Here is a 14,588-nt window from a genome sequence, read left to right on the forward strand (position 1 = left end):
TCCATGACCAAGCCGACCTCCCCGAAGCGGACCGAACTGCTCGCGCTGACCCGCGAGCGCATCCTCGTGCTCGACGGCGCGATGGGCACGATGATCCAGCAACTGCAGCTCGACGAGGCCGCGTTCCGCGGCGAGCGCTTCAAGGATTTCCACCGCGACCTGCGCGGCAATAACGACCTGTTGATCCTGACCCAGCCACAGGCGATCGAGGACATCCACGCGCAATATCTGCGCGCCGGCGCCGACATCGTCGCGACCAACACCTTCTCCTCGACCTCGATCGCGCAGGCCGATTACGACCTGTCCGAGATCGCCTATGAAATGAGCCGCGACGGCGCCCGCCTCGCCCGCAACGCCGCCGACAAGGTGCAGGCCGAGGACGGCAAGCCGCGCTTCGTCGCCGGCGCCATCGGCCCGACCAACCGCACCGCCTCGATCTCGCCCGACGTCGCCAATCCCGGCTACCGCGCGGTGACGTTCGACGATCTGCGCATCGCCTATGGCGAGCAGATCAACGGCCTCTTGGACGGCGGCGCCGACCTGCTGCTGGTCGAGACCATCTTCGACACGCTCAACGCCAAGGCGGCGCTCTACGCCATCGCCGAGATCGCCGAGGCGCTCGGCATCGACGTGCCGGTGATGATCTCCGGCACCATCACCGACAAATCCGGCCGGCTGCTGTCCGGGCAATTGCCGGAAGCGTTCTGGAATTCGGTGCGGCACGCCGGGCCGATCACCATCGGCTTCAACTGCGCGCTCGGCGCCAAGGATCTGCGGGCGCATATCGCCGATATCGGCCGCGTCGCCGATACGTTGGTCTGCGCCTATCCGAACGCCGGCCTGCCCAACGAATTCGGCCAGTACGACGAGAGCCCGGAGTACATGGCCGGCCTCGTCGGCGAATTCGCCGAGGCCGGCCTCGTCAACATCGTCGGCGGCTGCTGCGGCACGACGCCGGACCATATCGCCGCGATCGCCAAGGCCGTGGCGCCGCACAAGCCGCGCGTCGTGCCCGTGATCGAGCCGCGGCTGCGATTGAGCGGCCTGGAGCCATTCGAACTCACCGCCGCAATTCCCTTCGTCAATGTCGGCGAGCGCACCAACGTCACCGGATCTGCGAAATTCCGCAAGCTGATCACCGCCGGCGACTACGCCGCGGCCCTGCAGGTCGCCCGCGACCAGGTCGAGAACGGCGCCCAGATCATCGACGTCAACATGGACGAAGGACTTCTGGATTCCGAAGCCGCGATGGTGACCTTCCTCAACCTCGTCGCCGCCGAGCCGGACATCGCCAAGGTGCCGGTGATGGTGGATAGTTCGAAGTTCGCCGTGATCGAGGCCGGCCTGAAATGCGTCCAGGGCAAGCCGGTGGTGAACTCGATCTCGCTGAAGGAAGGCGAGGACAAGTTCCTGCACGAGGCCAGGATCGCGCGCCGCCACGGCGCCGCGGTCGTCGTGATGGCGTTCGACGAACAGGGCCAGGCCGACACCTACGCGCGCAAGACCGAGATCTGCAAGCGCGCCTACGACATCCTGGTCGACCGGATCGGCTTCCCGCCGGAAGACATCATCTTCGATCCGAATATCTTCGCGATCGCGACCGGGCTGGAAGAACACAACAATTACGGCGTCGACTTCATCGAGGCGACGCGCTGGATCCGCCAGAACCTGCCGCACGCGCATATCTCCGGCGGAGTCTCGAATCTGTCGTTCTCGTTCCGCGGCAACGAGCCGGTGCGCGAGGCGATGCACTCGGTGTTCCTGTATCACGCGATTCACGCCGGCATGGACATGGGCATCGTCAATGCCGGGCAGATGATCGTCTATGACGACATCGACCCCGAGTTGCGGCAGGTGTGCGAGGACGTGATCCTCAATCGCGACCCGGGCGCCTCCGAGCGGCTGCTGGCGCTGGCCGAGAAGTATCGCGGCCAGGGCAAGGCGGTGAAGGAGCAGGATCTCGCCTGGCGTTCGTGGCCGGTCGAGCAGCGGCTCAGCCACGCGCTGGTGCACGGCATCACCGAATATATCGAGACCGACACCGAGGAAGCCCGGGCGAAAGCAGAACGGCCGCTGCACGTGATCGAAGGCCCGCTGATGGCCGGCATGAACGTGGTCGGCGACCTGTTCGGCGACGGCAAGATGTTCCTGCCGCAGGTGGTGAAATCCGCTCGCGTGATGAAGCAGGCGGTCGCCTATCTGATGCCGTTCATGGAAGCCGAGAAGGCCGCGCAGCTCGCCGCCGGTACCCACACCGGCGAGCGCGCCACCGCCGGAAAGATCGTGCTCGCCACCGTGAAGGGCGACGTCCACGACATCGGCAAAAATATCGTGGGCATCGTGCTCCAGTGCAACAATTTCGAGGTGATCGACCTCGGCGTGATGGTGCCCGCGGCGAAGATCATCGAGACCGCGATCGCCGAGCAGGCCGACATCATCGGCCTGTCCGGCCTGATCACGCCGTCTCTCGACGAGATGAGCTTTCTCGCCTCCGAGATGCAGCGCAACGGCCTCGACATGCCGCTGTTGATCGGCGGCGCCACCACCAGCCGGGTGCACACCGCGGTGAAGATCGACCCGTCCTATCCGGCCGGCAGCGTCGTGCACGTCAACGACGCGAGCCGCGCGGTCGGCGTCGCGTCCTCGCTCCTGTCGCGCGAGCGCGGCCCGGCCTATGCGGCGGAGATCCGCGCCGATTATGCCAAGATCACCGCGGCGCATCTGCGCGCGCAGGCCGACAAGAAGCGCGTCGCGCTCAAGGATGCCCGCGCCAACGCCACCAAGATCGACTGGGCCGCATCGAAGCCGGTGAAGCCGTCGTTCCTCGGCGTGCGCAGCTTCATCAACTATCCGCTCGCCGAACTTGCCGAGTATATCGACTGGACGCCGTTCTTCCAGAGCTGGGAGCTCGCCGGGCGCTTCCCCGCCATCCTCGACGACAAGGTGGTCGGCGAGGCCGCGCGGTCGCTTTATGCCGACGCCCGCAAGATGCTGGAGCGCATCGTCGCCGGGAACTGGTTCATCGCCAAGGCGGCGATCGGGTTCTGGCCGGCGAATGCGGTCGGCGACGACATCATCCTGTATGCCGACGACGACCGCGACGCCTCGATCGGCGCGCTGCACACGCTGCGCCAGCAGCTCGTCAAGCGCGAGGGCCGCGCCAATGCGGCGCTGTCGGATTTCATCGCGCCGCGCGGCGTGCCGGATTATATCGGCGCCTTCGTCGTCACCGCCGGGATCGGCGAGGATGTCATCGCCGACAAGTTCAAGAACGACAATGACGACTACTCGTCGATCCTGGTCAAGGCGCTGGCCGATCGTCTGGCGGAAGCCTTCGCCGAGCGGATGCACGCCCGCGTCCGCCGCGAATTCTGGGGCTACGCGCCGGATGAGGCGTTGTCGGTCGACGACCTGATTCTCGAGAAGTATCAGGGCATCCGCCCGGCGCCGGGCTATCCGGCGCAGCCCGATCACACCGAGAAGGCGACGCTGTTCAAGCTGCTCGATGCCGAGGTCAATGCCGGCGTGACGCTAACCGAGTCATATGCGATGTGGCCCGGCTCGTCGGTCTCGGGGCTGTATTTCAGCCACCCCGAGAGCGCCTATTTCGGCGTCGGCAAGATCGAGCGCGACCAGATCGAGGACTACGCGCTGCGCAAGGGCTGGAGCGTCACCGAGGCCGAGCGCTGGCTCGCCCCGGTGCTGAACTACATCCCCGAGCCGCAGCCCGCCGGCGCACCGCAGGAGCCGATGCCGCCGCTGGCGCCGTCCGGCGACCTGCTGCCGACCGAGCCGCCCGCCGATGCGGCGTTCGCCGCGAACGACGCCGCCCTCGCCTCGCATCCCGCCGGCTGCAACTGCGCGGTGCACTTGATGTGGCGGAAGAAGGCGGTCGGGGCGAAGTAATCAGCGGGAGCCAAGGCGACGTCCTGGCTCGCAAGTCCTGTTTGCATCCGACTCTACGCCGGCGACGGCGGGATCAGCGGCTGAACGATCTCGCCGAACGCCGGCAGCGCTTCGCAGCGCGCCGCATGGGCTGCGAGCGCGGGATGGCGCGCGGCATCGAGCAGGCCGGAATGCGCCTCGCCGGTGAAACGCAACACGCAGGCGACGGCGATATCAGCGTGGCCGATCCGCTCGCCGAACCAGAACGGCGTCGCGATCGCGGCGCGCTGCGCCTCCAGCACGTCGAGCACGCCGCCGATCTGGGCTTCGCAGCGCGCGACCCAGACCTCGGACCGCGCCTGGCGCAGCACCCGCTCGTAGACCAGGCTGACCGCCTTGTCGCCGAGCCCGGTCGCCAGCGCGCAGACTTTCAACGCGTGGCGGCGCGCCGGCCCGGAGTCCGCGATCATCGCCGCGTCAGGCCCGACCAGTTCGTCGAGATAATCGAGGATCGCGGTGCTCTCGATCAGCGCCTCGCCGTCGTCCAGCACCAGCGTCGGCACCCGGCGCAGCGGATTATACGGCGCGATCCGGTCGGCATCGCCGAAGGTCGACCACGCTTGATGCTCGAACGGCAACTCATACAGCCGCATCGCGATCGCCACACGGCGGACGAACGGGGAGTCGTATTGGCCTATCAGGATCATGGTGGGTACCGGAAGCTGAATCGCCCTTTTCATCGCGTTCACCCCCAATAGATTCACCAATCAGATTACGATGAAAATATTACCTTCACGGCAATCCAAACTGCTCGATATTCAAAAAGCGTTATGTGTAGAATTGGAAAGAAGATAATTGCACCGCCGAAGAATAGCGACAGGCATATCAACTTACGTGCCGTCTTTTTGAGCCTCACAATTTCTGCAGGAGACCTGCCCATTAACGTATAACGAGGTCGAGATGCGACGTATATCATTCGTCTCGGGACGGTGCGATTAGGCACCAACCACTGAAAATTGTGCAGCACAAATATTCCGATGATCGCAACGTAACAAAGCATGCATCCGATAAAAATAAGACCCTGGAGAGCTTCTGGCTGCTCTATGGAATATTGGACTCCTCCAAAGCTCACCTTTTCTGCTTTTAGGCGAATTAGTCCAACAGCTACACCAAAGAGCCAAAGCAAGTACGCGCGTCCAATGAATTTGTCTCCTCTATCGTTCAAAACGCCAGTCAAATCGCTATTTAGCGGAGGTCGAAGAGCCATCGCAGAACCCGACAATTTATAAAAAATATCATTCGCTGTTGATTACAAAGCATCGTTAAGCGACGCTTTCAACCCTCCCCCTCATCCGTCGCCAGCAGTCCCTTCACCGCGCGTGCCCAGCCCGCCAGTTTGCGCTCGCGGGTGGCCTGGCTCATCGCCGGGCGGAAGCGGTGATCCAGGCGCCAGTTGTCGGCGAATTTCTGCGGTTCGGGGTAGATGCCGGCGCTGAGGCCGGCGAGATAGGCGGCGCCGAGCGCGGTGGTTTCCTGGATCACCGGGCGGTCGACCGGGGCGTCCAGGAGGTCGGCGAGGCGCTGCATGGTCCAGTCCGACGCCGCCATGCCGCCGTCGACGCGCAGCACCGGCGGCGCGGCGTCGGCGCCCGACCAGTCGGCGCGCATCGCCGCCCACAGATCATACGTCTGGTAGCAGACGCTCTCCAGCGCGGCGTGGGCGAGCTCCGCGGGGCCGGTGTTGCGCGTCATGCCGAACAGCGCGCCGCGCACCCGCGGATTCCAGTACGGCGCGCCGAGTCCGACGAAGGCCGGCACCAGATACACGCTCTGCAGCGAATCGGATTTGTCGGCGAGCGGGCCGGTCTCGGAGGCGTGCTTGATGATGCCGAGGCCGTCGCGCAGCCATTGCACCGCCGAGCCTGCGACGAAGATCGAGCCTTCCAGCGCGTAGGTACGCTGGCCGCCGAGCTGATAGGCGATGGTGGTGAGCAGCTTGTTATTGGAGCGCACCGGCACGGCGCCGGTGTTGAGCAGCGCGAAGCAGCCGGTGCCGTAGGTCGATTTGATCATGCCCGGAGTGAAGCAGGCCTGCCCGATGGTTGCGGCCTGCTGATCACCGGCGATGCCGCGAATGGCGATCGGGGCGCCGAACAGCTCGTAGACGCTGTCGCCGAAATGCGCCGAAGAATCCCGCACCTCGGGCAGCATCGAGCGCGGCACGCGCAGCAGTTCGAGCAGATCGTCGTCCCAGTCGCCGGTGTGGATGTTGAACAGCAGCGTGCGCGAGGCGTTGGTGGCGTCGGTGGCGTGGACGCGGCCGCCGGTCAGCCGCCACAGCAGCCAGCAGTCGATGGTGCCGAATTTGAGTTCGCCGCGCTCGGCGCGGGCGCGCGCGCCGGGCACGTTGTCGAGCAGCCAGGCGACCTTGGTGCCGGAAAAATACGGGTCGATGATCAGGCCGGTCCTGTCGGTGATCATCGGCTCATAGCCGTCGGCCTTCATCCGGGTGCAGACCTCCGCGGTGCGGCGATCCTGCCAGACGATGGCGCGGTGGATCGCCTTGCCGGACATGCGGTCCCACACCACCACGGTCTCGCGCTGGTTGGTGATGCCGATCGCGGCGATGTCGGCGGCGGTGGCGCCGGCCTTCTCCATCGCGGCGCGGCAGGTCGACAGCGTCGAACTCCAGATGTCCTCGGGCTCGTGCTCGACCCAGCCGGAGGCGGGGAAATGCTGCGGGAATTCCTGCTGCGCCGAGGCCGCGATCGAGATGTCGTCGCGGAACAGGATTGCGCGCGACGAGGTGGTGCCCTGATCGATGGCCATCACGAAAGGCATGAGCGTTCGTCCCGGATTGTGGAGTGCGGAAAAGCGTTGCCCGCACCCCACCCGATCGCGCCTGCGGCGTCAATATCGGCAGAAGCGCTCGCGCGCTGCCCACGGAATCTCCTTCAATTGGCCGCCGGACTGTGGTTTGTCGGGAGGACCACCCGTGACCTGGATTGAGGGAGCCCTCTGAGTGGTTCGTCATTGCGAGCGAAGCGAAGCAATCCAGAGGCTCCGGATGGGGCATTGGATTGCTTCGTCGCGGAGCCTGTGCCCGGACAGCGCAAAGCGCCGATCCGGGTGCTCCTCGCAATGACGACGCGGGGTTAGCCGATGGACCCGCTGCTGAAAATTGTGATCGTCGACGAGAATCCGGTGCGCGCCGCGATCCTCACCGAGGGGCTGCGCGAGGCCGGGCTGTCGCAGATCACCCACCTCGCCGCGACCACCAACCTGCTGGCGCGGGTCTACGAGATCGATCCCGACGTCATCCTCATCGACCTCGAAAACCCCAGCCGCGACATGCTGGAGCAGATGTTCCAGGTCAGCCGGATCGTGAAGCGGCCGATCGCGATGTTCGTCGACCAGAGCGACACCGCCTCGATCCAGGCCTCGGTCGACGCCGGCGTCTCGGCCTATATCGTCGACGGGCTGAAAAAGGAGCGGATGAAGCACATCCTCGATCTGTGCATCTCGCGCTTCAACGCCTTCGCCCATCTCGAGACCGAACTGAACCGGGCCCGCAGCGCGCTGGACGACCGCAAGGTGATCGACCGCGCCAAGGGCATTCTGATGAAGGCCAAGGGACTGACCGAAGAACAGGCCTACGTGCTGCTGCGGAGCGCGGCCATGAACGAGAAGAAGAAAATCGCCGAGATCGCCCAGTCGGTGATCACCGCCTCGGAGATGCTGAAATGAGCGAGCGCCTGCGCATCGGATTCATCCCGCTGGCCGACGCGGCGGCGCTGATCGTCGCCGTCGACAAGGGTTTCTGCGCCGCCGAGGGGCTCGAGGTCGAGCTGGTGCGCGAAATCTCCTGGGCCAATGTCCGCGACAAGTTCAACATCGGCCTGTTCGACGCGGCGCATCTGCTGGCGCCGATGGCGGTCGCCTCCAGCCTCGGCATCGGCCACATCAAGGTGCCGGTGATCTCCGGCTTCGGGCTCGGCGTCAACGGCAACGCCATCACGGTGTCGCCCGACCTGCACGCCGCGATCGCCGCGATGGCCGACGGCGACGTCGCCGATCCGCTGGTGTCGGCGCGGGCGCTGGCGCGCGTCGTCGCCGAGCGCAAGGCGCTGGGGCTGGAGCCGCTGATCTTCGGCATGACCTTCCCGTTCTCCAGCCACAATTACGACCTGCGGTTCTGGATGGGCGCCGGCGGCGTCGATCCAGACGAGGACGTGCGCCTCGTGGTGCTGCCGCCGCCCTATATGGTCGAAAGCCTCGCCAACAAGCATCTCGACGGCTTTTGCGTCGGCGCGCCGTGGAATTCGGTGGCGATCGATCTCGGCATCGGCCACATCCTGCACTTCGCCTGCGAGCTGTTCCAGCGCGCCGCCGAGAAGCTGCTGGCGGTGCGCGCCTCCTGGGCCGAGGGCCATCCCGACACGCTGGCGCGGTTGATCCGGGCACACGACCGCGCGGCGCAGTTCATCGAGCACGAAGCCAACCGCGATGAGGTCTGCGCGATCCTCACCGCGCCGGGCCGGATCGAAGTGACACCGGAATTGATCCGCCGCACGCTCGATGGCCGGCTCAAGGTCGACCCGGACGGAAGAATCCGCGAGACCGACCGCTATCTGCTGGTCGGCCGCGAAGCCGCGGCGCGGCCCGATCCGGTGCAGGGCGCGTGGAACTACGCACAGATGGTGCGCTGGGGCCAGGCGCCGCTATCGGCCGAACTGCTCGCCGCGGCGAAGGCCGTGTTCCGGCCCGACCTCTACGACGCCGCCGTCGGCACGCCGCCGATCCTGCCGATCGCCCCCGCCGACGGCATCGGCGAATGCACCGGCACGCATTTCGATCCGGACGACATCGCCGGTTATCTGTCGGCGCTGACGATCCGCCGCTGAGGCGTGTGCGGTAACCTCTCCCCGCGCGCGGGGAGAGGTCGGCCCGGCGTAGCGCAGCGAAGCCGGTCGGGTGAGGGGGCGCATCAACGAGTCTGAGCGTTTCGAGAGAATTCTTCGCTGGCCGACCATCACTATCACCGCTCGGCCTCTGTGCGACGGCCCCTCATCCCACCCTTCTCCCCGCGCGCGGGGAGAAGGAGCAGGTCGTGCGCGCGGCGACGCATTTCCTCGCGCGTGACATCCGAACCAGGCGACGCCTGCCTTCTCCCCGCACGCGGGGAGAAGGTGCTGGTCTTGCTCGCGGCGCCTCCCTGCCCTGCAGCGCTGCACATTTCCTCGCCACTCTGCACAAGCCCGCTGCGCTGTCGGCGGCCGCGCGCCGCCTCGGACAATCCCCGGCGTAAGCGTCAACTAATTGCGAACGCTATCGGATCACGTACCGTGATCAGTTGGCACGGTTTTCGCTATGCTTAGTACGGGTCACCGGTGGGTGTCCCGGCGTCCATCGATAACTCCGACAGCAATGCCGCTGTCCTGGCTCGTGCAAGCGAGGCCAGGCAGCGGCTTTTTTTTGCCGATTTTTCGGACGGCGTCAGCATCACGGTCAAACAGGGTCACGCGACCCCAGCAGGGAACATGGCAACGATGATCAGCAAGGACCGCACCGGAAGCACAATGAGCCGCCGCCAAATTCTCAAAGCCGGCGCGGGCGTAGCGGGGCTCATCGCCGCCGCCAAGCTCAACTTCCCCGGCGGCGCCTTCGCGCAGGATGCCGGCCCGGAAGTGAAAGGCGCCAAGCTCGGCTTCATCGCGCTGACCGACGCCTCACCGCTGTTCGTCGCCAAGGAGAAGGGCATCTTCGCCAAATACGGCATGCCGGACGTCGAAGTGCTGAAGCAGGCGTCGTGGGGCACCACGCGCGACAATCTGGTGCTCGGCTCCGAAGGCAACGGCATCGACGGCGCGCATATCCTCACGCCGATGCCGTATCTGATCTCGGCCGGCAAGGTGACGCAGAACAACGTGCCGACGCCGATGTACATTTTGGCGCGGCTCAATCTGAACGGGCAGTGCATCTCGGTCGGCAAGGAATATGCCGACCTCAAGGTCGGCCTCGACACCGCGCCCTTCAAAGCCGCGCTGGAGAAGAAGAAGGCGTCCGGCAAGTCGGTGAAGGCGGCGATGACCTTCCCCGGCGGCACCCACGATCTCTGGATCCGCTACTGGCTCGCCGCCGGCGGCATCGATCCCGACAAGGACATCGAAACCATCGTGGTGCCGCCGGCGCAGATGGTGGCGAACATGAAGGTCGGCACGATGGACTGCTTCTGCGTCTGCGAGCCGTGGAATCTGCAGCTGATCCATCAGAACATCGGCTACACCGCGATCACCACCGGCGAGCTCTGGGACAAGCATCCGGAAAAGTCGTTCGGCATGCGCGCCGCCTGGGTCGACAAATATCCCAAGGCCGCCAAAGCGCTGCTGATGGCGGTGATGGAAGCCCAGCAATGGTGCGAAGACCCGGCCAATCGCGAGGAGACCGCGCGGATCTGCGCCAAGCGGCAGTGGATCAACGTGCCGGCGGACGACGTCATCGACCGCATGAAGGGCAAGTTCGACTACGGCACCGGCCGCGTCGTCGAGAACTCGCCGCAGCAGATGCGGTTTTGGAAGGACCACGCCTCCTACCCGTTCCAGAGCCATGATCAGTGGTTCATCACCGAGGACATCCGCTGGGGCAAGTACGAACCTGGCTTCGACGGCAAGGCGCTGATCGCCAAGGTCAACCGCGAGGATTTGTGGAAGGACGCCGCCAAGACGCTGGGCGTCGCCGCCGCCGACATTCCGGCCTCTACGTCGCGCGGCAAGGAGACCTTCTTCGACGGCAAGGTGTTCGATCCGGAAGATCCCGCCGCGTACCTGAAGTCGCTGTCGATCAAGCGCGTCGAAGCGTAACCGCCACATCGGGCCGCGCACAAGCGCGGCCCGCCTTTACTGACGACGGAGAGCCACGCCGATGTCGATGACCGCCCTCAAATCCGAGACCGAAACCGTCACCGTGCTCGCGCCGCCGCCATCCGCGGTGGTGGCGATGCGGCCCAGGCCGCAGCCGCGCGCCGACAAATACATCAAGGCCGCGCGCGAGACCGCGGCCCGGGTGATCCCGCCGCTGCTCGTCGTCACCCTGCTGATCGTATTCTGGGAACTGGTCTGCCGGCAGCCGGGTTCGGCGCTGCCGCCGCCATCCAAGGTCTATACCGATACCAAGGAGCTGATCTTCGATCCGTTCTTCGATCGCGGCGGCATCGACAAGGGACTGTTCTGGCATCTCTACGCCAGCCTGAAGCGGGTCGCGCTCGGCTACTCGCTAGCGGCGGTCGCGGGCATCGGGCTCGGCGTGCTGGTCGGCCAGTCGGTGTGGGCGATGCGCGGGCTCGATCCGATCTTCCAGGTGCTGCGCACGATCCCGCCGCTGGCCTGGCTGCCGCTGTCGCTGGCGGCGTTCCGCGACGGCGAGCCGTCGGCGATCTTCGTGATCTTCATCACCTCGATCTGGCCGATCATCATCAACACCGCGGTCGGCATCCGCAACATTCCGCAGGACTATCGCAACGTCGCCGCCGTGGTGCAGCTCAATCCGCTGGAGTTCTTCACCAAGGTGATGCTGCCCTCAGCCGCGCCCTATATCTTCACCGGCCTGCGCATCGGCATCGGCCTGTCGTGGCTGGCGATCATCGCGGCCGAGATGCTGATCGGCGGCGTCGGCATCGGTTTCTTCATCTGGGACGCCTGGAATTCTTCGCATATCAGCGAGATCATTCTGGCGCTGTTCTATGTCGGCATCATCGGCTTCGTGCTCGACCGCATGATCGCGGGACTGGGACGGATCGTCACCCACGGCACCTCGGCCGGTTGAGGAGAAACAGCATGTCCGCTTATCTGAAGCTCGACCACATCGACAAGACCTTCACCCGCGGCGCCGCCAGCACCGAGGTGCTGAAGGACATCAACCTGACGATCGAACGCGGCGAGTACGTCTCGATCATCGGCCATTCCGGCTGCGGCAAGTCGACCCTGCTCAACATCGTCGCTGGGCTGACGCGGGCGACGACCGGTGGCGTGCTGCTGGAAGACCGCGAGGTCAATTCGCCGGGGCCGGACCGCGCCGTCGTGTTCCAGAACCACAGCCTGCTGCCGTGGCTGACCGTGTACCAGAACGTCCGGCTCGGCGTCGACAAGGTGTTCGCCAAGAGCAAGTCACGCGCCGAGCGCCACGACTGGACGATGCACAACCTCAACCTGGTGCAGATGGGCCACGCCGCCGACAAGCGGCCGTCGGAGATCTCCGGCGGCATGAAGCAGCGCGTCGGAATCGCCCGGGCGCTGGCGATGGAGCCGAAGGTGCTGCTGCTCGACGAGCCGTTCGGCGCGCTCGATGCCTTGACCCGTGCTCACTTGCAGGACTCGGTGATGGCGCTGCACCAGAAGCTGAACAACACCATCCTGATGATCACCCACGACGTCGACGAGGCGGTACTGCTCAGCGACCGCATCGTGATGATGACCAACGGCCCGTCGGCGCGGATCGGCGAAGTGCTAGAGGTGCCGCTGCCGCATCCGCGCAAGCGGCTCGAGCTGGCGACCAACGCGACCTATCTGAAATGTCGCCAGCGCGTGCTCGAATTCCTCTACGAGCGCCACCGCTACATCGAGGCGGCGTGAGCACATGCACAGCGTCGTTCCGGGGCGCGCGCAGCGCGAACCCGGAATCCATAGATCACCGCCGGGAGTATGGATTCCGGGCCTGCGCCCAAGAGGGCGCATCCCGGAATGACGGAGTGAGGTTTCGTCATTGCGAGCGAAGCGAAGCAATCCAGAGCGTTTTGCACGGAAGATGGATTGCTTCGTCGCTTCGCTCCTCGCAATGACGAGGACATTGGAACAGGAGCATCGACTATGACCCCCGACCAGATCGCCCTCGTGCAGCGAAGCTTCTCCAAGGTGGCGCCGATCTCCGATCAGGCAGCCGAACTGTTCTATGGCCGGCTGTTTACGATCGCGCCGGAGGTCGAGCCGCTGTTCGCCAAGGCGGACATGCGCGCCCAGGGCAAGAAGCTGATGGGCACGCTCGCGGTCGTGGTCGGCGGGCTGACCGATCTGCCGGCGATCCTGCCGGCGGCGAGCCGGCTCGCCAAGCTGCACGTCAGCTACGGCGTCGCGCCCGCGCACTACGCCTCGGTCGGCGCCGCGCTGCTGTGGACGCTCGAACAGGGGCTGGGCGAGGACTGGACGCCGGAGGTCGCGGAGGCGTGGGCGCAGGCCTACACGACGCTGTCGAGCTACATGATTTCTGAAGCGAACAGCGTGGCGGCATGATGATGAAGTCAGCGCGCGATACGGCACGCACCCCTTCCCTCTCCCCTTGTGGGAGAGGGTGCCTGAGACGCGCAGCGTCGAAGGCGGGTGAGGGGTTGCGCGGACGCCGGCGCCTTGCGCGTGGCACCCCTCATCCGGCGCGGACAGTGTCCGCGCCACCTTCTCCCACAAGGGGAGAAGGAAGATGAGCGAGCCTCTCGTTATCATCGGCAACGGCATGGCGGCGGTGCGGCTGGTGGAGGAACTCGCCAAGACCGCGCTCGGCCGCTACGCCATCGCGGTGGTCGGCGACGAGCCGCGGCTCGCCTATAATCGCGTGCTGCTGTCGTCGGTGCTGGCGCGCGAGGTGTCGAAGGCCGAGATCGAGCTGCGGCCGGCGCAATGGTGGCGCGACCGCGGCGTCACGCTGCTGTACGGCGAAAGCGCTGCGGCGAAGGCGATCGATCCCGCGATCCGCCGGGTGCGGCTCGCCACCGGCGCGACGCTGCCGTTCTCCAAACTGGTGATCGCGACCGGCTCGAAGCCTATCCGGCTGAACGTGCCCGGCATGGACCTGCCCGGCGTACTCACATTCCGCGATCTGGCCGACGTCGCGGCGATCGAGGACGCCGCCGCAGGCGGCCGCAACGCCGTGGTGATCGGCGGCGGATTGCTCGGGCTCGAGGCCGCCTACGGCCTCGCCAAGGCCGGCGCGCAGGTCACCGTGGTGCATCTGATGGACCGGCTGATGGAGCGGCAACTCGATCCGACCGCCTCGGCGATGCTGAAGAACGCAGTCGAGAGCAAGGGCATCGCGGTGCGGCTCGAAGCCGACACCGCGGCGATCACCGGCCAGGGCCGCGTCGAGGCCGTGCGCCTGAAGGACGGCAGCGAACTCACCGCCGATCTGGTCGTTGTCGCCGCCGGCATCCGGCCGAATGTCGAGCTGGCGCGCGATGCCGGCCTTGAGATCGGCCGCGGCATTCTGGTCGACGATCATCTGCAGACCAATCAGCACGGCATCTACGCGATCGGCGAATGCGCCGAGCATCGCGGCGCCTGCTATGGGCTTGTCGAGCCCGCCTATGAGCAGGCCCGGGCGCTGGCGTCACATCTCGCCGGCGGCGACGGCGCCTATCGCGGCAGCGTGCTGGCGACCAATCTCAAAGTATCGGGCGTCCATCTGTTCTCGGCCGGCGACTTCCTCGGCAGCCCCAGCACCGAGGCGATCGTGTTCACCGATCCCGGCCTCGGCAGCTACAAGAAGCTGGTGATCAAAGGCGAGAAGCTGACCGGCTGCGTGCTGTTCGGCGATACCAATGACGGGCTCTGGTATCTCGACCTGATCCGGTCCGGCCAATCGATCGAAGCCATCCGCAACGACATGATGTTCGGCCGCGCACTCGTCGCGCGCGCCGGCCGCTCCGTTGCCGCGTGAGGGAC

At 65.9% G+C, this 14,588-nt stretch carries 10 protein-coding genes; 8 read left to right on the top strand and 2 right to left on the bottom strand.

The window, feature by feature from the left end; translation table 11 throughout:
* Window positions 1-3 precede the first annotated feature (3 nt).
* The gene (metH, locus tag ACTZWT_RS01260) at window positions 4-3,906 is read left to right on the top strand and encodes a methionine synthase (RefSeq protein WP_444768442.1); all 3,903 of its coding nucleotides are present in this window, start codon (window positions 4-6) and stop codon (window positions 3,904-3,906) included.
* A 53-nt stretch (window positions 3,907-3,959) separates the two neighbouring features.
* On the opposite strand, the gene ACTZWT_RS01265 is transcribed toward metH, so the two are convergent.
* Entirely contained in the window at window positions 3,960-4,592 is a 633-nt protein-coding gene (locus ACTZWT_RS01265) for a glutathione S-transferase family protein (RefSeq protein ID WP_444768443.1), read from the bottom strand.
* Window positions 4,593-5,220: 628 nt separating this feature from the next.
* Window positions 5,221-6,726 carry a glycerol kinase GlpK gene (glpK, locus tag ACTZWT_RS01270; protein WP_444767908.1) on the bottom strand — a complete coding sequence of 502 codons (1,506 nt, stop codon included), beginning with the start codon at window positions 6,724-6,726 and terminating at the stop codon, window positions 5,221-5,223.
* 321 nt (window positions 6,727-7,047) lie between these two features.
* Between glpK and ACTZWT_RS01275 the strand changes: the two genes are divergently transcribed.
* From ACTZWT_RS01275 to ACTZWT_RS01305, 7 genes are all read left to right on the top strand, one after another.
* Complete coding sequence (locus tag ACTZWT_RS01275; RefSeq protein ID WP_444767909.1) at window positions 7,048-7,632, top strand: ANTAR domain-containing response regulator; 585 nt, start codon at window positions 7,048-7,050, stop codon at window positions 7,630-7,632.
* Entirely contained in the window at window positions 7,629-8,789 is a 1,161-nt protein-coding gene (locus tag ACTZWT_RS01280) for a CmpA/NrtA family ABC transporter substrate-binding protein (protein ID WP_444767910.1), read from the top strand. The genes ACTZWT_RS01275 and ACTZWT_RS01280 overlap by 4 nt, the downstream gene beginning before the upstream one ends.
* Before the next feature lie 645 nt (window positions 8,790-9,434).
* Window positions 9,435-10,745: a CmpA/NrtA family ABC transporter substrate-binding protein gene (locus tag ACTZWT_RS01285; RefSeq protein WP_444768444.1), complete on the top strand. Its 1,311-nt coding sequence runs from the start codon at window positions 9,435-9,437 to the stop codon at window positions 10,743-10,745.
* A 61-nt stretch (window positions 10,746-10,806) separates the two neighbouring features.
* On the top strand, window positions 10,807-11,706 hold the full coding sequence (gene ntrB / locus ACTZWT_RS01290) for a nitrate ABC transporter permease (RefSeq protein ID WP_444767911.1): 900 nt from the start codon (window positions 10,807-10,809) through the stop codon (window positions 11,704-11,706).
* Between the two features lie 11 nt (window positions 11,707-11,717).
* Complete coding sequence (locus ACTZWT_RS01295; protein WP_444767912.1) at window positions 11,718-12,512, top strand: ABC transporter ATP-binding protein; 795 nt, start codon at window positions 11,718-11,720, stop codon at window positions 12,510-12,512.
* Window positions 12,513-12,746: 234 nt separating this feature from the next.
* Window positions 12,747-13,166: a globin family protein gene (locus tag ACTZWT_RS01300; protein WP_444767913.1), complete on the top strand. Its 420-nt coding sequence runs from the start codon at window positions 12,747-12,749 to the stop codon at window positions 13,164-13,166.
* Between the two features lie 184 nt (window positions 13,167-13,350).
* The gene (locus ACTZWT_RS01305; RefSeq protein WP_444767914.1) at window positions 13,351-14,583 is read left to right on the top strand and encodes an NAD(P)/FAD-dependent oxidoreductase; all 1,233 of its coding nucleotides are present in this window, start codon (window positions 13,351-13,353) and stop codon (window positions 14,581-14,583) included.
* Window positions 14,584-14,588: the final 5 nt, after the last annotated feature.

This window comes from Rhodopseudomonas sp. NSM, assembly GCF_052445935.1.
Classification (GTDB): domain Bacteria; phylum Pseudomonadota; class Alphaproteobacteria; order Rhizobiales; family Xanthobacteraceae; genus Rhodopseudomonas.